The sequence below is a fragment of the Plesiomonas shigelloides genome (genome assembly GCF_900087055.1).
GTDB lineage: Bacteria > Pseudomonadota > Gammaproteobacteria > Enterobacterales > CAMTGL01 > Plesiomonas > Plesiomonas shigelloides.
In genome coordinates this window covers 1,994,307-2,011,644 of the sequence record NZ_LT575468.1, presented here as the reverse complement: position 1 = coordinate 2,011,644, position 17,338 = coordinate 1,994,307, and the positions used below count along the sequence as shown (strand labels likewise).

The window sequence follows — 17,338 nt, the reverse complement described above, 5'->3', positions numbered from 1 at the left end:
ACTGCGGCTACGGCTATGCTTACTCTGTGTGGATAGCCGTATGACTTCTTGGCCATAATTTCAGTGATTATTGTTAAGATCATGCAGTCATACCGGATAAGCAAAAACACCGCTCAATGAGCGGTGTTTTTTTATGCCAGCGTTTTGGCTATGAGCCTGTACGCTGTTACGCGCGATTAGCTGATTTTGTGGGCTTCAAAACCACTCAGTAACTGCTCGATATAGGCCAAGCGCTTAGCTCGATCGGTGAAGATCCCGAAAAACTTCAGCTTGTTCGGCCCCTCAAGTCGGAACTCATGCGGGTTATGCAGCAAGGAAATCAGATACGCTGGGCTAATATTCGGCTGATCGTTAAACTCCACATAACCGCCATTATCAGAGCCTTCGATGCGGCGAATGCCCAGCTGATGTGCGCGCAGGCGGATTTTCGCCACTTGCAGCAAGTTGCGTGTGGCATCTGGCAATAAGCCAAAGCGGTCGATGATTTCGACTTTCAGCTCATCCAATTGCGCGGCATCTTCAGCGCTGGCAATGCGCTTATACAGGGAAAGGCGCATATTAACGTCAGGCAGATAGTCATCCGGCAATAGAGCCGGTACACGCAGCTCCACTTCGGTCTGACCACGCGTCAGATCATCCAGTGACGGCTCGCGACCATGCTTCAGCGCGTCGACGGCGTTTTCCAGCATTTCCATATACAGGCTAAAGCCGACCGACTCAATCTGACCGCTTTGATCGTCGCCCAGCAGCTCACCTGCGCCGCGAATTTCCAGATCGTGGGTTGCTAACGCAAAGCCCGCACCCAAATCTTCCAGCGAGGCGATCGCTTCCAAGCGCTTACGCGCATCGTCGGTCATGCGCTTCGGTGGTGGCGTGAGTAAGTACGCATAAGCCTGATGGTGTGAACGACCCACGCGGCCACGCAGCTGGTGCAACTGTGCCAGACCGAAGTGGTCAGCATCATCAATGATGATGGTGTTGGCAGTCGGTACGTCGATCCCCGTTTCGATGATGGTGGTACATACCAGCACGTTGAAACGTTGGTGGTAGAAGTCCGACATCACGCGCTCCAGATCGCGCTCACGCATCTGGCCATGACCGATGGTGATACGTGCTTCCGGTACCAGCTCCGCCAGTTTTTCTGCGGTTTTCTCAATGGTCTCTACGCTGTTGTGCAGGTAATAGACCTGACCACCACGCAGTACTTCACGCAAAATGGCCTCGCGAATAGTGCGCTCATCATGCTCTCGCACGAAGGTCTTCACGGCCATCCGGCGTGCCGGTGGCGTCGCGATGATGGAGAGATCGCGCATGCCACTCATCGCCATATTCAGCGTACGTGGAATCGGCGTCGCGGTGAGGGTCAGAATATCCACATCGGCGCGCAGCGCTTTGATTTTTTCTTTCTGACGCACCCCAAAGCGGTGCTCTTCATCCACGATCAGCAGACCTAACTGCTTAAACTTCACATCGCCCTGCAGCAGTTTGTGGGTGCCGATGAGGATATCCACTTTCCCTTCTCGCACATCTTCCAGCACTTGCTGTTGCTCTTTGGCTGTACGGAAGCGAGACAGCACTTCAATGCGTACCGGCCAGTTGGCAAAACGGTCACGGAAGTTTTCAAAGTGCTGCTGTGCCAGCAGGGTGGTTGGCACTAATACCGCGACTTGGCGATGGTTGATGACCGACAAAAACGCGGCGCGCATCGCCACTTCGGTTTTACCAAAGCCCACATCACCACAAACCAGTCGATCCATCGCCACCGGTTGGGTCATGTCAGTCAGCACCGCGTTGATTGCATTGAGCTGATCATCGGTTTCATCAAACGGGAAACTGGTGCAGAACTGGCGATATTGCTCGCGATCGTGCTTGAACGCAAAACCCGGCTTAATAGCGCGGCGTGCGTAGATATCGAGCAATTCGGCGGCCACATCGCGCACTTTCTCTGCTGCTTTACCGCGCGCTCGTGCCCAGGCTTCGCCGCCCAGTTTGTGTAGTGGTGCGCTTTCTTCCGCGCCGCCGCTATAGCGGCTAATCAAATGCAGCGATGACACCGGCACATACAGCTTGGCGTCATTGGCATAGGTGAGGATCATGTATTCCGCAGTGACCCCACCGGTTTCCAGCGTGGTGAGGCCACCGTAGCGACCAACCCCGTGCTCCAGATGCACCACTGGCTGCCCAATACGCAATTCGGCTAAGTTGCGAATGATGGTATCGGTATTGATGGCTTTGCGGTTATCACGGCGGCGCTGGCTGACGCGCGCACCGAGCAGATCGCTTTCACAGATAAAGGCCAGCGCGCTACTTGCGTCAGCCTCTGACTCACTTTCTGGCGAGAGTACAAATCCAGACTCGGCCGCGCCTATCATTAGCGCCCGCGAGACGGTGCGGCTGTCGGCCAAATTCTGGATCGTTTGCGGACGCAATTTCAGCGGTGTCAGCAAATCGAGTAGCGTTTCTCGCCGACCTTCACTTTCTACCGAAAACACCACATTGCCGCGAAACTCTTCTAAGAAGCGGCGCAGAGCCTGCAGTGGCTCTTTATGTTGATGTTGTAAACGGATATCCGGCAACGCGCTAAGCGGCAAATTGCTGCGTCCTGCGCGCGGCTCTACCGCGTCTTTTTGCAGATGGACATTGGGGTAGCTTTTCAGGTTGGCATTGAGCTCATCCAAACGTTGCCAGAGAACCGGCGGTGCCAGCAGCGGCCGCATCGGGTCGACGCCGCGATCGTGGTAACGATGTTCGGCATCGGCATAAAAGCGGGTTGCCGCATCTTGAATATCGCCGACGCTAACAATCAGCGTATTGCCTGGCAGATGGTCGAACAAGGTGGTCATCTGCTCGAAAAACAGCGGTTGCCAATATTCAATACCTGCGGGCAGGGTGCCTTTGCTGACTTGCTGATAAACGTGTTCCGGATCACGACGGATTTCAAACTGTTCGCGCCAGCGACTGCGAAATCCTTCGATGGCATTTTTATCGGTTGGAAATTCGCGCGCCGGTAACAAGTTGATGTGATCCACTTCTTCCAGCGTGCGCTGAGAGTCAGGGTCAAAGGTGCGAATCGAGTCAATTTCGTCATCGAAAAAATCAAGACGAAACGGTGTCTGGCTGCCCATCGGGAACAGATCCAGCAGCGCGCCACGGGTGGCAAACTCACCGTGCTCCATCACTTGCTCGGCTGGGCGATATCCGGCTTGCTCTAACTGACTGCGTAGTTTCGACAGCGATAAGCGCTCACCTTTTTTCACCACCAAGGCATGCGACAGCAAAAACTCGCGCGGACATACCCGCTGCATCAAGGTATTGACCGGCATGATCAGCAGCCCTTGTTGCAAGGTCGGCAAGCGATACAGCGTCGATAAACGTTCCGAGATGATATCTTGGTGTGGTGAGAAGCTATCGTACGGCAGGGTTTCCCAATCAGGGAATAACTCCAGCGGCTGGGCGCTGAACTCACGAATTTCTTGGGCGAGACGCAGTGCCATCTGGCTGTCTTTGGTGACCAGTAGCACCGGCCCTTGATGCTGCGTACTGATTTGCGCGGCGGCCAGTGCCAGCGCAGCGCCCTGCAATTGACCAAAATAGCGGTGGTCGCCTGCTTTATCTGGCAGGCTCAGATTCAGAAATGGTAACGTCATGGATTAGTCTTTGACCCTGAGCTCGGCACGTTGCTTGAGTTGCTGCTGCTGCTCGTGCAGGGCGGCACGAATCAGCAAGTCCTGATCTTTGTCGCGCAGGCGAATAAAACGGATCTGCACCAACGGCCGACCGTCTTCAATGCTGACTTCACTCACTTTGCCATAGGCATACACGGCGGCGGCAGGCTGACTCAAAAACAGTTTAATACGCATGATACTGCCACTGGCAGGCGGCGTATCGGCAAAATAACTAAAACCACCGGCACTGAAAGAGTGTGTCAGGTGCCGTAAGTGCGGTTGATCTTCTTGCGCCAGAATATAGTTTACGACCAGATCGATTTTCTGCTGCTGAATGCGCAAAAATCCCATCAAATCATCGGCGGCACTGCCAATATTGCGCAGCGAGCGGATACTGCTGATATCCAGATGCGCGGTTTCGGCGGCAATGCGAAACGGCAGGGGAATTTCTTCATCAAACCGGGCGTCGTCCGGCAAGGTTTCATCGGCACGGAGCGGAATAATGTTGACCGACAGGTGTTGATGGACAGAGAAAAACTGCGCTTGTTCCATAGCGATACTCCGGTTCATGCGGTATTGCTTCCATTATCAGGGAAGATGCTGACAGATGAAAGACAGAGCGACTGGTACACAGTCGAAGCTTGGCAAAAAGTGCCATATTGTTTGCTTTGTGTCCGATGAAAACGCGTTGTGGAAGTATAGTTGTGTAAGTTTTGCTTTAAATAGTGAATAATATCACTCTATCAGGTTACGTGTTTAATCCGCAGGATGCGAAAAGGAAATTCTTTTCTGTTTCATCGGGTTGATATAATTTTCATTTTTTACGGTCAAGCATATTCCTATGTTTAATCCGGCTTCTGTTTTTATCGGGGTGCGTTATCTGCGCGGACGTACCGGCGACCGGTTCGGACGCTTTGTCAGCCGTTTATCCACCATCGGGATCACCCTTGGGGTATTGGCTCTGATTATTGTTCTTTCCGTGATGAACGGCTTTGAACAGGAACTGAAAAACAACACCCTGAGCTTGATGCCACAAGCGTTGGTGACATCTGAAAGCGGTTCGATTGATCCGCAGGCGGTGCCATTCTCCAGCTTAAGTCAAATCCCCGATGTCGTGCGACACACGCCGATGGTGATGGGGGATGTGATCATCCAAAGCGCCCAAAGTATCGGTGCTGGTGTCATGCTGGGCATTGATCCGAAAGATGGCGATCCGTTAGCGCCTTATCTGGTGGACTCTTCCTTGGATTCGCTCAAAGCAGGCGAATACCACGTGATCCTCGGTGATACCTTGGCCGGTCAACTCGGCGTGTTGCCGGGTGACAAAGTGCGCTTGATGGTTACCGATGCGTCACAATTCACCCCAATGGGCCGCATCCCAAGCCAGCGTCTGTTCACGGTATCCGGTGTGTTTGCGGCGGGCAGTGATGTGGATTCATCCCAAGTGCTGGTCAACATTCAAGACGCGGCGCGTTTACTGCGCTTACCGGCTGGGCATATCAGCGGCTGGCGCTTATTTATGCAAGATCCGTTTGATGTGGCCACCGCCGCCGATGCCCCATTACCGAAAGGGCTGGTGTGGCAGGATTGGCGTGCCCGTAAAGGCGAGCTGTTCCAAGCGGTGCGCATGGAAAAAAACATGATGGGCTTGCTACTGAGCCTGATCATCACTGTCGCGGCGTTTAACATCATTACCTCTTTGAGTCTGATGGTGATGGAAAAACAAGGTGAAGTGGCGATTTTGCAAACTTTGGGCCTCACACCACGTCAGATCATGATGATTTTTATCACGCAAGGAGCGTCGGCCGGTGTGGTTGGCGCTGTGTGTGGCGGCATTTTAGGAAGCCTGATTGCCGTGTATCTCAACCCGATATTGTCCCTGTTGGGCGTGAACCTGTTGCAGGGCGCGCGTTTGCCGGTTGATGTGTCGGTATGGCAAGTTTCTGCGATTGTTGTTTTTGCGGTGCTAGTGGCACTGCTGTCTACTTTATATCCTGCTTGGCGCGCATCAGCTGTCAAACCTGCCGAGGCATTACGTTATGAATAAGCCCTTATTAGTCTGTGAGAATCTGGTCAAAACTTACCGCGAAGGCAACATGGAAACCGAGGTTTTACGCGGTGTCTCATTTGGGCTGGAGCAGGGTGAGCTGGTGGCGGTTGTCGGAAGCTCCGGCTCCGGTAAAAGTACGCTGCTGCATTTGCTAGGCGGTCTGGATAAACCCAGTGATGGCCGTGTGCTGTTCCAAGGGCAAGATGTGTATGCCATGAGCAACAGCGCGCAAGCAAAGCTGCGTAACGAGCACATCGGCTTCGTGTATCAGTTCCATCATCTGCTGGCTGATTTTACCGCGTTGGAAAACGTGGCGATGCCACTGCTGATTGCAGGGGAAAAACCGTCCGTTGCGTCACAACGTGCGCAAGAGATGCTGACTGCAGTCGGCTTGGCGCGCCGGATTCATCATCGCCCGTCGGAAGTGTCTGGTGGTGAGCGCCAGCGTATCGCCATCGCCCGCGCGCTGGTCAATCAGCCTTCGTTAGTGCTGGCCGATGAGCCTACCGGTAATCTGGACCAACGTACCGCCGATGGTATTTTTGAGCTGCTTGGCGAGTTGAATGCCCGCCACGGCACGGCATTTTTGGTAGTGACGCACGATCTGAACTTGGCGGCGCGTTTGAGTCGTCAGTTGGAAATGCGTGATGGTCTGTTGACCCGTGAACTCTCCTTAAGTGCGGGAGGACGTTGATGTTCCGCCCGTTATCACTTTTTCTGGCTTTACGTTACAGCCGCGCGACCCGTCGCAGCGGCATGGTGTCGTTTATCTCGGTGATCTCTACTTTAGGGATCGCATTGGGGGTAGCGGTACTGATTGTGGGCTTAAGTGCCATGAACGGCTTTCAGCGTGAGTTGAATAACCGTATTTTGGCAGTAGTACCGCACGGTGAAATTACCCCAGTTGAAGGCAGTTTATCTGATTGGAAGCTGGTACAAACCCGTTTACAGCGCCACCCAGGCATTGTGGCTACCGCGCCGTATGTGTCTTTCACCGCGCTGGCCGATCAAGGCACTAAACTGAAAGCGATTCAGGTGAAAGGGGTAGACCCGCAGGCAGAAGCCAAAATCAGTGCCTTGCCGCAGTTTGTGCTGGGCGATGCGTGGAAAAATTTCCGTGCCGGTGAAAATCAGCTGATCTTAGGCAAGGGCGTTGCGGATTCGTTGGGGCTGAAGGTTGGCGATTGGCTGACTTTGATGATCCCAAACCCTGATCCGGAAATGAAACTGCGTCAACCCAAGCGCATTCGCTTACAAGTCAGTGGGCTGTTGCAATTGCATGGTCAGCTGGATCACAGCTTTGCCATGGTGCCATTGGCCGATGCGCAGCAATATTTAGATTTGGGCAATAACGTCAGCGGCGTGGCCATGAAAGTGGATAAAGTTTTCGAAGCCTCGAAAATTGTCCGTGATGCGGGTCGTTTGACCGGTGTGTATGGCTATGTGCGCAGCTGGATGGGCACTTACGGCTACATGTACCGCGATATCCAGATGGTGCGCGTGATCATGTATCTGGCGATGGTGCTGGTTATCGGTGTGGCTAGCTTTAATATTGTCTCCACACTGGTAATGGCCGTGAAAGATAAGCAAGGCGACATTGCTGTCTTGCGCACCATGGGCGCGAATAACCGTCTGGTGCGAAATATCTTTATCTGGTACGGCATGATGGCCGGTATGGTCGGCTGCGTATTCGGTACGATCGCCGGTATCTTGCTATCATTAAATTTGACCCAGATTATTCGGGGTCTCGAAACGCTGATCGGACATAAGTTTCTTTCCGGCGATATCTATTTTGTTGATTTTCTTCCCAGCGAATTGCAAGCACAAGATGTGATACTGGTGGTGCTCACCGCCGTAGGCTTGAGTTTGCTCGCCAGTATCTATCCGGCATGGCGAGCGACCCGCATCGATCCGGCTCGGGTTCTTAGCGGACAGTAATCGACTCAACTCGCGGGCGCATCAGCGCCCGTATGTTTTATGATTTCCCGCCACAGGGAAAGAACACCACAGAGGATGGCCAATGTATATGGATATCAGTGTGTTTTCTCCAGTTCTGATGATTGTTGTTGTCGCGATAGTGTTGATTATCACGGCGTTCAAAATTGTGCCGCAAGGCTATCAATGGACCATCGAACGCTTTGGGCGTTACACCCACACGTTAGCACCCGGATTGAACTTCGTGGTGCCATTTGTCGATCGTGTGGGCAGAAAAATTAACATGATGGAGCGGGTTCTGGATATCCCTTCGCAGGAAGTGATCTCCAAAGATAACGCCAGTGTGACCATTGATGCGGTGTGTTTTGTGCAAGTATTCGATCCAGCCAAAGCCGCGTATGAAGTCAATGATCTGGAAGATGCGATACGCAACCTGACCATGACCAACATCCGCACCGTGCTGGGCTCGTTAGAGCTGGATGAGATGTTGTCGCAGCGCGATACCATCAATAGCCGTTTGCTGCGCATTATTGATGAAGCAACTAACAGCTGGGGCGTGAAGATCACCCGTATCGAAATTCGTGATGTGCGTCCGCCGCAAGAGCTGATTGCCTCAATGAATGCGCAGATGAAAGCCGAGCGGAACAAGCGTGCCGATATTCTGGAAGCGGAAGGTGTGCGTCAGGCCGAGATTTTACGCGCGGAAGGGGAAAAGCAATCGCAGATCCTCAAAGCTGAAGGTGAGCGGCAAGCGGCATTCTTGCAAGCTGAAGCCCGAGAGCGGGCGGCAGAAGCGGAAGCGCGGGCGACCAAAATGGTTTCGGATGCTATCGCTGACGGTAATGTGCAGGCCATTAACTACTTCGTGGCGCAAAAATACACCGAAGCATTGCAAGCTATTGGGCAGTCACAAAACGGTAAAGTGATCTTGATGCCATTGGAAGCCAGCAGCCTGATTGGCGCTGTCGGTGGCATTGCGGAGCTGCTCAAAACGAACAATCCAAATTCAGACCAAGGGAAGCAGGCATGATGCCGCTATTTTCCGGTTGGGCAGAGTGGCACTGGCTGGTATTCGGCCTACTGCTACTGGCTTGCGAGCTGTTAGGCACGGCCGGTTATCTACTATGGATTGGTGTCGCGGCGCTATTGGTATCGGCAATACTCTGGCTATGGCCGCTGGGATTTGTCGGGCAGTGGATCTTATTCGCCATCTTGGCGCTGCTGGCTTCGCTGTTGTGGTGGCGTTGGCAACACACCCGAGATAGACAAGATCAGGATCACACCTCGCTCAATCAACGGCGTAATACCTTGATTGGCCGACAAGCAACCCTCAGCGAAGCGACAGAAAACGGCGTGGGGCGTTTGAATCTGGGCGACACCACGTGGCGGATACAAGTTGAGCAGGATTTGCCAGCAGGAACTGCCGTTGAAGTGGTGGACGTGCAAGGCATTACTTTGCTCGTGCGCCCGATAGATATTGGATAAATGAATAGTGAATATATTGCGCTATGCTGCGGGGCGTTTGTTGTGCCTTAGTGAGTTTCACTGGCGTAAGCCCCGTGTTATGGCGTATATAGCATGCGTGTTTGGCCCCGACCTGATGTCGGGGCTCTTATTTTAGGGTTCTATGACCGGTTGATTGCGGTCAGTATGTGAGACTGATGTTGTTTTATTTTCCTTTAAAATCAATGAAATGCGGCATTGTTATCACTATTATCCACTATTAAATCATAATTCGATCCATCCTCCACGCTCATCTCTATACCGATCCGTCATTGCGCTAGATTTGTGACCGAGCAGTTTTTGAGCGAATACAGCACCATGCTGATCTGTGTAGAGTCGTGCAGATAGGCTTCGGATTTCATGAAAGGATGGTGGTGTGCCGCTATCCCATTGCAAACCGCTTTTTTCCCGCATTTTTGCAAAAATGAATCTGATGCGCGGCTCCGTAGCTTGCGCTGTAAAAATTTTTCCAGAATCATCAGTGGGAGTCAGATTATCTACGAGTATGTGATTCGCAATTTTTAGTGATAGTGGTATAGCTATTTTTGTTCCAGTTTTTTGTTGTTTAACATGTAATCGCTCATCGTAAATATCGTCTATGTGCATTGCGCATAAATCAGCTTGCCGTTGGCCAGTAATTAGTGCGACTCGCAGAAGGCGACAAAACCATTCTGGAGCGTTTGTTTCGGAAACCTGTAAAATGGTCTGAAAATCCAATAGTGATAAGCGTGAGCGCTGCACAACGACTTTAGGTGCTCGTACTATCTCTGCGGGGTTACTCGTTATATGTCCAGAGGCAATGGCTTCTTTAAAAAAATCGATGAGCGTAGTGCGTAAACCTTGTGCCGTGTGCATTTTCCCTGCATTTGCGTAACTTGATACCAACTCGGCAATATCCCGAACACTCACTGTATTGAGCGCTAGGTTTCCAAGTTCTCTATAGATGATTCGTAGGTATTTTTTCTTATTTGTGATAGATGCAGGTCGTAAGCCGCGCATCATAAAAATGCGCTCATATTGTTCACACCATTCCTGAATGCTGAGTGTTTCATCTGCATTAATACGCTCCTGCAAGGTCAGCGTCACATTGCCGAGAGATAGGTTTGCTTCGATGGCCTGAGAGATGGCTAGTGCACGATTTCTGCCTAACCCATACTCTTTTTTAGTTTGCGGATGTCGGTATGAATAGTAACCGCGACGAACGTAGAGATTTGGCGGTAAATCACGATTTTCTTTTTTTCTTCTCTGTGCCATCTCGCTTAATTCTCTCCATCAATGATGTAGCTGTTACGCTGGTCATCAACTTGGCGTTCTCATCAAAAATCCAGCGGCGACCGTATTTTTGTGGGGCGGGGTAGATGTGTCCCGCTCGAGCATGTTTGCGCACTGTTTCTAGCGACAATTCAAGAGGCTGCCGCCGATTCCACTCTTCTATAGTTAGATACATGCAAACTCCAGCAAACTCTAAAAAGCGGACTGCAAATAGACAGTCCACTTCAGGATGGGAAATAAAAACCCCGCTCAGTGGCGGGGTTAGTGTTGAGGGCTAAACTCTTGTGATTTTTTGGCATCACGTCTTGCGAGGAAGAAGCAGTAGCAATCCTCTAGTTGCTGCCAAATGTCTTCAGCCCTTGGTTTATGAAATGCTCCTGCATCTTTTTCTTCGCTGTTTGGCAGCTCTCCGCGTGGAGCTAGAAAGTTGAATATCCACTCCATAGCAACATTTGCGCCTTTACCGTGCTCACACTCAATCACTGCGGCTTGTGTCGTCACCAATAGCTGGCCAAAATACAGATCGAGCTCTTTAATTCGTTTTTGTAGGAAGTCGATTTCGGCATCTCTATGTGCTAGTTCGGCGGCAATATCCGACTTTGAGGTTAGCCCCTCGGTTCCCATGGCGGTTACATGTTTTGAGTAGTAACCACCGATTGAGTCAAGATACTCCATATCACGGGGTGCGTATTGTTTATCCATTTAACTGCTCCACAGCCTTAACCACACCATCAATTCCAAACCAGACAAATAGAACTCCAAGCACAATAAGCATTACAGCCACTGTTATTGCTAGATTATCGTTGCTGTTCTCATATCCACTTTCGTGCGTTGTCACTTCTTTTTGCATCGCTCAAACTCCGTGCACTTAACAATTTTGTTCCAGCCGCAATCGGTAATAAGCTTCATGAGTTCAAAGTTGAGGTGTGAGCAGTCCCTATTTTTGTATTTGCACACCGCACACATACTGCCTTTTGGAATGTAATGTACTGTTTGCGTCATGATTCAGTGTTACCTCCCAGTGCATTATTTAGGTCATCAATTAGCGCTGATAATTCTCCGGACATTAACGCAAAATCAGCATCAAAGCGCCTTGTCAGTCGGGTTACATATCATTAATAGTTAAAAGGGCTAGTCCGATATTAAGGCGCTTAATAATGATTCAAATGGTAGAGGGTAATTAATGTAATATCTCGTTCTCTTTGCTTTCCAATATGTGAAGGGTGAATATGGATGCGCCAATCATATTGTTAATTGCATTGATAATTTCACTTTTTGTTTTACATTGAGATTGCTCTATATATTTACTCAAAAACTCAAGTGCTAAATCTCCGTCAGTTGGCTTGAAGGCAATTTTCAGAGCTTGCATGTTATTTCTCCTTGTTGCTATGCACACTTATTACGTAATCCTAAGCGATCCATGTTGCGGAGATAAACTGCTCTGGCGTGCTCTTGTTGTTCTTTGGACATAAATTGGCCAATGGCGGAGATTTCTTGAGCTAATGGTTTTAGCTCATCGTTTGACTGCGACTCGTCCATACGGAACAGTATATCGGCTAGCATATCTTGAATGTCTTGCTCTGATAGCTCTTTTGGTGAGTCGTGCTGTGCCGGTGTGGTATCTATAGTTGCTTCTTTCTCTGCTACGGAACGAGCTTCACCTTCAATGACGTTACCTTTGCGCGCAGCTTGCTGTGCAGCTCGTTTACGCGCAGCCTGTGCAGCTAAACGTTCTGTCACTGATTGTCTTGAGGGCGGAGTATCGTCACCACTAATCGGCGTGATGTCGATTTCCTCTTGCAGCTCGTCAACGGAGTAAACCCCCATGATGACATCCGGTGCGTACAATCGCGCCCAGCGCTTAACCCCCAGATAGGCGAGTTGTTGCTTGGGGTCATCCGCCCACAATGTGGAATTACGCGTACGTGCTTGTTGTAGTAATAGCTCAATGGTTCGTACTTCACCATTGCTTAAGGCTGCCGAAACACGAACACCGCAGCCTTTCTCATCATCAAATGTCCAATTTGGGGTGCGGTACTCGACATTCTCGCCATTTTTTTGTTTTTTGTTGACGTTGAACTTACCGATTACGCGCTCCCATGGCCCGAAAAACTCGTAGTCAAAGCGCCCCTTAATCACACCGGAGTTCACGACGACAGCGTTCACCAATTGGGCTTCATAGCCTAGCGTGCCGTTAACCAGATGAGTTTTTTGGGCTACGGGGAAGGGATTCATACCCCACTGTAGCGCTTGCAGGCATACAGCATAGCAATCAGCTTTGTTGCCGCGCAGATGATTGGGCACGGTGGCTTTTCCACTGGCCATTATGTCGGCCATTCGATCAACGCTCATCATGAAGTCTGCATTCATCATCAGATTGAGCATATTGGCTTGGCCGCGATCATTGGCAATAACAGAGTGGTTATTGATTGGAGTGGCGACTTGTTGATTCATCATGCGACCTCCAGTGAGTCAAACAGGTTTTCTGATAACGATAGTGGCTCGCCTTCGAGAAGCTCAATGGCGTGAGTTTCATCATTTGCCGGAGGGGTTATCCCTTCATCATTGAGTAGCTTGCGCTCCTCTGCGGCGACTTGAAAAGCCGGCACACTGATTTCGGCGACTCCATCATGTCCTGGGTAGTAATCGGCTTGACGCCAGCGGACAACGTTGCGAACAGCCATATCGCGCAGCTCTAACCCACGTTCACGGTCAGCGATACTGTAGTAATAGACGCCCACCAGAATGGGTTTGAAGACATCTTTTCCTAGTGGGCCATCCTTCTCAACGGCGATAAATACGAAGCTCGGAACGTGGCCGGTTAAGGTTTCGTACCCGTCACTATAATGGGCGTCTTGGATATGGTAGTTGTGCGTGCTGCCATCACGGGCAAATCCTGACGGGCTGGCATTACGGACAAACTTTAGATCGGCCAGTAGGTGCTCTTTGCGGCTCATCCAGTCCGGACGACATTTCAACAGCTCACCGGTTTGTGGATGATTCCAATAGAGACTGGTTTCCGCTTCACCTTCGAGCTCCAGCACTACTGCCGCTTCTGGATGGGCGAAGATGGCTTCGCGATAACGTAGCGCATGCTGATACTCTGCGGCAGTAACGATTTCTCGCTCTCCGGCTTCTTTTAGGAAGGCTTCTTTTAAGTCATCCAAAAAAATAGCATCCGGCTTGAGGCTGCGAATGCGCTCAGCCATTTCTGCTTTGGTACCGCTCACCGGCAATGGTTGAGGTAGGGCATTGATATGGGCAACGCGCTCGGCTTCTTTTGCTCCCAACATGGCGTAGCTATCGAGAACCGCTTGGTAACCGCCTGAAGTTTTCAGTGGCTTGGGTAGCGTATCGTTATAGCGTTTGATGCAGGCTTTGAGCGCTGTTGCGGTACGTTTGTCATCTGGTCCTAACGTTTGGTACGCAGCTGGTAGGGCATCGTAGGCCACTTCGTGAGCGGAGACCGTTTTCCCCGCATCTATGGGTTTGGTTAGTCGTGCGTTATGAGCTTCGATTGCGACTACCAACTCTTCGATGGAGGGCTTGGCCTCCAGTGAATCATTGTATTCCTGAATGATGGCTTTCATCTGGTCGGTGCTGTTGATGACCTCTTCTGGCCACGCCGGCTCAACAGCAAACTCGTTATTAAAGTCATCAAACTCTAGTACGATTTTGTGCAGGATTCGGCCTTCACGCAGTGCTGCTGTGGTTTTCTGGTCGTTACCTTCTACTTGGTAGTAGTGATAATGCAGGCCGGAAATCAGCGCCCAATCTAGCGCACTTTTAGAAAGACCTGAGCCGCGGTGATAAGCCGTAGCGGAAATATTCGGGTAAAAACCGGGCTCGGTGGGTTCAAAGTTAGTAATGGCAGCGTTATCAACTGGAGCCGTTTCTATCATCACTTCATTGAACATTGAAGGATCCCTTTTTGTTGCAGTTGCATGATTTGCGCCATGGCGTGCTCAAAAGCCTTTTGGCGGTTTATCTTGGCGCGGAGTGCAATTTCTTGTCGTTCTCGTGCTCTCTGTCTCTCTCGGATATATAAGGGAACGGGAGGTCCCATTAGGCGGGCGTAAAACTCTTGCTTTGCTCTTTCCAGTTTGGCTCGTACTTCAGCGAGGTCAGGGGAGTCAAAGATGGGGCCTCGCTCCATCATGTTGGACATGTGGCCTCCTTACGCTATTAAGCCGGATAAGAGAGGTACATCAGTGAGAGGACGACAAACAGCAGGATGGCTTTAAGCGTCCAATGCCCGCGCTTTGTTTTGAAATCTGAACCACTGAGAGTGTGTTTGAACATGATGCGGTTAATTGAGTCTGCGTGCATGGCATCCCCCTTTATTTTGTGCTGGGCTGATTAATAATGCGGATGGTGTTTTTAATGGCTTGTTTAATTCGCTCTACGATTGCAGATAATTGAGATTCAGGAGCGAAACCCATGAAGGTTCCGCCCGCGATGGCATAATTCATCATGGGTTTTCTCCATTCTTTTGTGACGTTGAATTGAGGGTTACACCCTCGCGGTAACGGTTGATTGCCTGTCTTTTTACCGCTTCAGGCTCGGCGGTTCTCACTATTCCCCAACAGCAAGAAATTGAATAGAGTAATAGCACCCCAACAACAAGATGAGTGCTAATAGTGATTACTGAACTATCTGCGGCTATGACCGCTATAAAGGAGACCATCAGTCTTGCTAAAGTAATTAGCGATGGGAAAACTGATTCAGAAGTGACGGCTGCAGTAATTGAGCTTCGGAGTAAATTACTCACGCTTCAAATGGAATGCCTTTCTTTGGGCGATACGATACGCTCTCGTAATGAAGAAATAATGCATCTCAAAGCAACAATAGCCAGCTACGAAGACTTTAAGCATCAAACTGATGGTTATTTTTTGAATCAGCTTGATTCGGGTTCTTTTGTATATTCTAAAGAGAAAGTCGTGGGTGGTGCGAAAACAGTTGTGCATCTTTGTGCAAACTGCTTTTCCAAGCATGTAGCATCTATACTCCAACCAATCCCAAGCCAAAATAATCATATGTTTCATCGGAGTCGTTGCCTCAATTGTGAAAGTGTCTTCTTTATGAATTACAACGATAAATATGAGCCTTCGCCTGGTTTGGCGGAGATAGGGCACCAGCTGTGTGGTAGTGACTAACCAATGAGAAACATCGACTGGTTTAGGTTCACACCCTTGCGGTAACATTTGCTTGCTTACGGCGATAGCCTGCCTGATACATGGCTGTCTTTGGCAGGCACGTGGATCCTAATTCAGAGTGGCTGTGGTGACGTTTTGGCACTGATACAGCATTCAGAACTCGGATAGAGCAACCTCCGATAGCTTCTTCCAGCTTACGGTTAAAAGCCGCTTCTTTAGCTTTTCGAGCGTTAAACTCGGCCATACGGCGAAAGTTATAGCGCTGTCTTGCGTTCACGATTGATCCTCCAGTAACAGACTTTGGTGATATTGACGCTCGGTCTGTTAATCCATGCTTACTGAGCGTTCATAAGCACGTAGCACATCAATATCCCAAAGCCTGTTGCCTTGGCTCACCTGTGTTCAGGTGAGAGCTTTATTGTTAAAGAGCGATGAGACCGGGTGTCTCGGTATATTTAGTATCACTTGCGGTGCTATTAAATGTCAACACCGCTAGAGATAAAAAATCACCGCAAGTAATAATGTTATTGTTTTTTAAGTGGTTTTATTTTCTTGGCGTAGGGGTGGTTGAAATTAGTGTCGACAAGAAATAGTGATGTGCTAAAGAGACAAAACCGGCACTTGGCCGGTTTTGCAGGGATTGGTTACGTTGTAGGAGTTCGCTCTTGTGACGACGGTAAAGGTTGCTGCTAACCAGCTCTAAGTATTAGAGAGCAAGCTATTAAAACATCTCCTCTGGCCACTGAGACATAATCACTTTTCCGATTATGCGGCAGGTGTCTCCACATGGAATGAGAGGGTATTGTGGGTTTAGCGGCTTAAGGAAACATAGGCCACTATCCCGAATCAACTTTTTGAAAGTGAACTCATTTCCATTGGTGTTTGCAACACAAAAGTCGTTTGGCTCTACATCACGGTCAGGGTCTACTAGAATTAGCATCCCTTCAGGAAAACTAGGGCTAGACCCTGCAGGCGCAGTCATAGAATCACCTTCTACCTCTAGCCAAAATGAGCGTGCAGAGGCTTTTTGGGATGTTTCTATCCAACACTTAGCGTCTTTTGCCGTATATGACTCAGCTACAGTTGTAAACGCTCCCGCTTGAACAGTTGTAAGCAACGGGAATGATCTTTTCTCTTGCGGCGGTACAACTTTACTAGGACTAAGAGAGCTATACATATCCGCAATATCTTGCGCCAGCCTCGGGCTAAACTCTTCCACTCCGACCTGCAATAGCTTAGCAATCGCCGCTGCATTGGTGTGATTTAATGCATTCACGCCGTTCATCAAAGACGCGACAGCAGACTGACCGATGCCTAGAGCATCAGCGATACTATCTTGTGAGAGTTTGAGAGCGCGTTTTTTAGCTGCGTAAATAGCTTTTAGCCGTTTAGCATCTTCAATTTGCTCTGCTGTGATAGGTTTTTTTTTCGTAGTCATCCTTCGATGTTATCACTCATGGTGTTAAAAGCATAACACCGCTAGTGTTGACATCAATTAGCTCTAGCGGTAATAATTGTTTGTCCGTGAAGGAGGTTCTAATGGAGCAAAGAGTAAAACTAATAGATTACGTAAAGCGTCTTGGGCAAACCAAGGCGGCTAAAAATCTCGGCGTATACCAGAGTGCAATTTTTAAGGCTATTTCATCTGGAAGAGATATTACGGTGATCATCAATCCAGATGGGTCAGTCCACGCGGAAGAAAGAAAACCATTCCCTAGTCAAAAACGAAGTAGTAGCGATATCTAACCCTCCGTTCT

At 49.9% G+C, this 17,338-nt stretch carries 19 protein-coding genes and 1 pseudogene; 7 read left to right on the top strand and 13 right to left on the bottom strand.

What is annotated here, in order from left to right:
• Positions 1 to 176 precede the first annotated feature (176 nt).
• Both mfd and NCTC9997_RS08945 read right to left on the bottom strand, forming a co-directional pair.
• Positions 177 to 3,647 (bottom strand): transcription-repair coupling factor, encoded by a 3,471-nt coding sequence (mfd, locus tag NCTC9997_RS08950; RefSeq protein ID WP_064977893.1) that lies wholly within the window; start codon positions 3,645 to 3,647, stop codon positions 177 to 179.
• A 3-nt stretch (positions 3,648 to 3,650) separates the two neighbouring features.
• Complete coding sequence (locus NCTC9997_RS08945) at positions 3,651 to 4,217, bottom strand: PilZ domain-containing protein (RefSeq protein WP_064977892.1); 567 nt, start codon at positions 4,215 to 4,217, stop codon at positions 3,651 to 3,653.
• 289 nt (positions 4,218 to 4,506) lie between these two features.
• Here NCTC9997_RS08945 and lolC point away from each other — a divergent pair, with 289 nt between their 5' ends.
• From lolC to NCTC9997_RS08920, 5 genes are all read left to right on the top strand, one after another.
• Positions 4,507 to 5,712, top strand: coding sequence for a lipoprotein-releasing ABC transporter permease subunit LolC (lolC, locus tag NCTC9997_RS08940; RefSeq protein ID WP_064977891.1), 1,206 nt, complete (start codon positions 4,507 to 4,509; stop codon positions 5,710 to 5,712).
• On the top strand, positions 5,705 to 6,409 hold the full coding sequence (gene lolD / locus NCTC9997_RS08935) for a lipoprotein-releasing ABC transporter ATP-binding protein LolD (RefSeq protein WP_010863870.1): 705 nt from the start codon (positions 5,705 to 5,707) through the stop codon (positions 6,407 to 6,409). Before lolC ends, lolD begins: the two co-directional genes overlap by 8 nt.
• Entirely contained in the window at positions 6,409 to 7,653 is a 1,245-nt protein-coding gene (lolE, locus tag NCTC9997_RS08930) for a lipoprotein-releasing ABC transporter permease subunit LolE (RefSeq protein WP_039044835.1), read from the top strand. The genes lolD and lolE overlap by 1 nt, the downstream gene beginning before the upstream one ends.
• A 118-nt stretch (positions 7,654 to 7,771) precedes the next feature.
• Positions 7,772 to 8,680 (top strand): SPFH domain-containing protein, encoded by a 909-nt coding sequence (locus NCTC9997_RS08925; protein WP_369795339.1) that lies wholly within the window; start codon positions 7,772 to 7,774, stop codon positions 8,678 to 8,680.
• Entirely contained in the window at positions 8,677 to 9,135 is a 459-nt protein-coding gene (locus NCTC9997_RS08920) for an NfeD family protein (RefSeq protein ID WP_064977890.1), read from the top strand. The genes NCTC9997_RS08925 and NCTC9997_RS08920 overlap by 4 nt, the downstream gene beginning before the upstream one ends.
• Before the next feature lie 243 nt (positions 9,136 to 9,378).
• On the opposite strand, the gene NCTC9997_RS08915 is transcribed toward NCTC9997_RS08920, so the two are convergent.
• The 10 genes and pseudogenes from NCTC9997_RS08915 to NCTC9997_RS08870 form a co-directional block, all read right to left on the bottom strand.
• Positions 9,379 to 10,407, bottom strand: coding sequence for a phage integrase Arm DNA-binding domain-containing protein (locus NCTC9997_RS08915; RefSeq protein ID WP_064977889.1), 1,029 nt, complete (start codon positions 10,405 to 10,407; stop codon positions 9,379 to 9,381).
• Complete coding sequence (locus tag NCTC9997_RS08910; RefSeq protein ID WP_071849696.1) at positions 10,376 to 10,600, bottom strand: excisionase; 225 nt, start codon at positions 10,598 to 10,600, stop codon at positions 10,376 to 10,378. Before NCTC9997_RS08910 ends, NCTC9997_RS08915 begins: the two co-directional genes overlap by 32 nt.
• An 86-nt stretch (positions 10,601 to 10,686) precedes the next feature.
• Positions 10,687 to 11,127: a hypothetical protein gene (locus tag NCTC9997_RS08905; RefSeq protein WP_064977888.1), complete on the bottom strand. Its 441-nt coding sequence runs from the start codon at positions 11,125 to 11,127 to the stop codon at positions 10,687 to 10,689.
• Positions 11,120 to 11,275, bottom strand: coding sequence for a hypothetical protein (locus NCTC9997_RS08900; protein ID WP_156669260.1), 156 nt, complete (start codon positions 11,273 to 11,275; stop codon positions 11,120 to 11,122). The genes NCTC9997_RS08905 and NCTC9997_RS08900 overlap by 8 nt, the downstream gene beginning before the upstream one ends.
• 148 nt (positions 11,276 to 11,423) lie before the next feature.
• A pseudogene (rdgC, locus tag NCTC9997_RS08895) lies at positions 11,424 to 11,516 on the bottom strand (recombination-associated protein RdgC); the annotation flags it as partial.
• 89 nt (positions 11,517 to 11,605) lie between these two features.
• On the bottom strand, positions 11,606 to 11,794 hold the full coding sequence (locus NCTC9997_RS08890) for a hypothetical protein (protein WP_064977887.1): 189 nt from the start codon (positions 11,792 to 11,794) through the stop codon (positions 11,606 to 11,608).
• 17 nt (positions 11,795 to 11,811) lie between these two features.
• Complete coding sequence (locus NCTC9997_RS08885; protein ID WP_064977886.1) at positions 11,812 to 12,882, bottom strand: RecT family recombinase; 1,071 nt, start codon at positions 12,880 to 12,882, stop codon at positions 11,812 to 11,814.
• Positions 12,879 to 14,342, bottom strand: coding sequence for a PD-(D/E)XK nuclease-like domain-containing protein (locus NCTC9997_RS08880; RefSeq protein WP_064977885.1), 1,464 nt, complete (start codon positions 14,340 to 14,342; stop codon positions 12,879 to 12,881). The genes NCTC9997_RS08885 and NCTC9997_RS08880 overlap by 4 nt, the downstream gene beginning before the upstream one ends.
• On the bottom strand, positions 14,327 to 14,593 hold the full coding sequence (locus NCTC9997_RS08875; RefSeq protein WP_064977884.1) for a hypothetical protein: 267 nt from the start codon (positions 14,591 to 14,593) through the stop codon (positions 14,327 to 14,329). The genes NCTC9997_RS08880 and NCTC9997_RS08875 overlap by 16 nt, the downstream gene beginning before the upstream one ends.
• Positions 14,594 to 14,765: 172 nt before the next feature.
• The gene (locus tag NCTC9997_RS08870; protein ID WP_156669259.1) at positions 14,766 to 14,900 is read right to left on the bottom strand and encodes a protease FtsH-inhibitory lysogeny factor CIII; all 135 of its coding nucleotides are present in this window, start codon (positions 14,898 to 14,900) and stop codon (positions 14,766 to 14,768) included.
• A 165-nt stretch (positions 14,901 to 15,065) separates the two neighbouring features.
• Here NCTC9997_RS08870 and NCTC9997_RS08865 point away from each other — a divergent pair, with 165 nt between their 5' ends.
• Positions 15,066 to 15,581 carry a hypothetical protein gene (locus NCTC9997_RS08865; RefSeq protein WP_071849695.1) on the top strand — a complete coding sequence of 172 codons (516 nt, stop codon included), beginning with the start codon at positions 15,066 to 15,068 and terminating at the stop codon, positions 15,579 to 15,581.
• Positions 15,582 to 16,302: 721 nt separating this feature from the next.
• On the opposite strand, the gene NCTC9997_RS08860 is transcribed toward NCTC9997_RS08865, so the two are convergent.
• Entirely contained in the window at positions 16,303 to 17,019 is a 717-nt protein-coding gene (locus NCTC9997_RS08860) for a LexA family protein (protein ID WP_064977882.1), read from the bottom strand.
• A gap of 101 nt (positions 17,020 to 17,120) precedes the next feature.
• Between NCTC9997_RS08860 and NCTC9997_RS08855 the strand changes: the two genes are divergently transcribed.
• Positions 17,121 to 17,327, top strand: a complete 207-nt coding sequence (locus tag NCTC9997_RS08855; RefSeq protein ID WP_010863297.1) for a Cro/CI family transcriptional regulator — start codon at positions 17,121 to 17,123, stop codon at positions 17,325 to 17,327.
• The last annotated feature ends 11 nt before the right edge of the window (positions 17,328 to 17,338 follow it).

What these genes read in the sequence shown, in the direction of transcription:
- mfd (WP_064977893.1), bottom strand. Translation starts at nt 3,647, where the DNA reads ATGACGTTACCATTTCTGAATCTGAGCCTGCCAGATAAAGCAGGCGAC.
- NCTC9997_RS08945 (WP_064977892.1), bottom strand. Translation starts at nt 4,217, where the DNA reads ATGGAACAAGCGCAGTTTTTCTCTGTCCATCAACACCTGTCGGTCAAC.
- lolC (WP_064977891.1), top strand. Translation starts at nt 4,507, where the DNA reads ATGTTTAATCCGGCTTCTGTTTTTATCGGGGTGCGTTATCTGCGCGGA.
- lolD (WP_010863870.1), top strand. Translation starts at nt 5,705, where the DNA reads ATGAATAAGCCCTTATTAGTCTGTGAGAATCTGGTCAAAACTTACCGC.
- lolE (WP_039044835.1), top strand. Translation starts at nt 6,409, where the DNA reads ATGTTCCGCCCGTTATCACTTTTTCTGGCTTTACGTTACAGCCGCGCG.
- NCTC9997_RS08925 (WP_369795339.1), top strand. Translation starts at nt 7,772, where the DNA reads ATGATTGTTGTTGTCGCGATAGTGTTGATTATCACGGCGTTCAAAATT.
- NCTC9997_RS08920 (WP_064977890.1), top strand. Translation starts at nt 8,677, where the DNA reads ATGATGCCGCTATTTTCCGGTTGGGCAGAGTGGCACTGGCTGGTATTC.
- NCTC9997_RS08915 (WP_064977889.1), bottom strand. Translation starts at nt 10,407, where the DNA reads ATGGCACAGAGAAGAAAAAAAGAAAATCGTGATTTACCGCCAAATCTC.
- NCTC9997_RS08910 (WP_071849696.1), bottom strand. Translation starts at nt 10,600, where the DNA reads ATGTATCTAACTATAGAAGAGTGGAATCGGCGGCAGCCTCTTGAATTG.
- NCTC9997_RS08905 (WP_064977888.1), bottom strand. Translation starts at nt 11,127, where the DNA reads ATGGATAAACAATACGCACCCCGTGATATGGAGTATCTTGACTCAATC.
- NCTC9997_RS08900 (WP_156669260.1), bottom strand. Translation starts at nt 11,275, where the DNA reads ATGCAAAAAGAAGTGACAACGCACGAAAGTGGATATGAGAACAGCAAC.
- NCTC9997_RS08890 (WP_064977887.1), bottom strand. Translation starts at nt 11,794, where the DNA reads ATGCAAGCTCTGAAAATTGCCTTCAAGCCAACTGACGGAGATTTAGCA.
- NCTC9997_RS08885 (WP_064977886.1), bottom strand. Translation starts at nt 12,882, where the DNA reads ATGATGAATCAACAAGTCGCCACTCCAATCAATAACCACTCTGTTATT.
- NCTC9997_RS08880 (WP_064977885.1), bottom strand. Translation starts at nt 14,342, where the DNA reads ATGTTCAATGAAGTGATGATAGAAACGGCTCCAGTTGATAACGCTGCC.
- NCTC9997_RS08875 (WP_064977884.1), bottom strand. Translation starts at nt 14,593, where the DNA reads ATGTCCAACATGATGGAGCGAGGCCCCATCTTTGACTCCCCTGACCTC.
- NCTC9997_RS08870 (WP_156669259.1), bottom strand. Translation starts at nt 14,900, where the DNA reads ATGATGAATTATGCCATCGCGGGCGGAACCTTCATGGGTTTCGCTCCT.
- NCTC9997_RS08860 (WP_064977882.1), bottom strand. Translation starts at nt 17,019, where the DNA reads ATGACTACGAAAAAAAAACCTATCACAGCAGAGCAAATTGAAGATGCT.
- NCTC9997_RS08855 (WP_010863297.1), top strand. Translation starts at nt 17,121, where the DNA reads ATGGAGCAAAGAGTAAAACTAATAGATTACGTAAAGCGTCTTGGGCAA.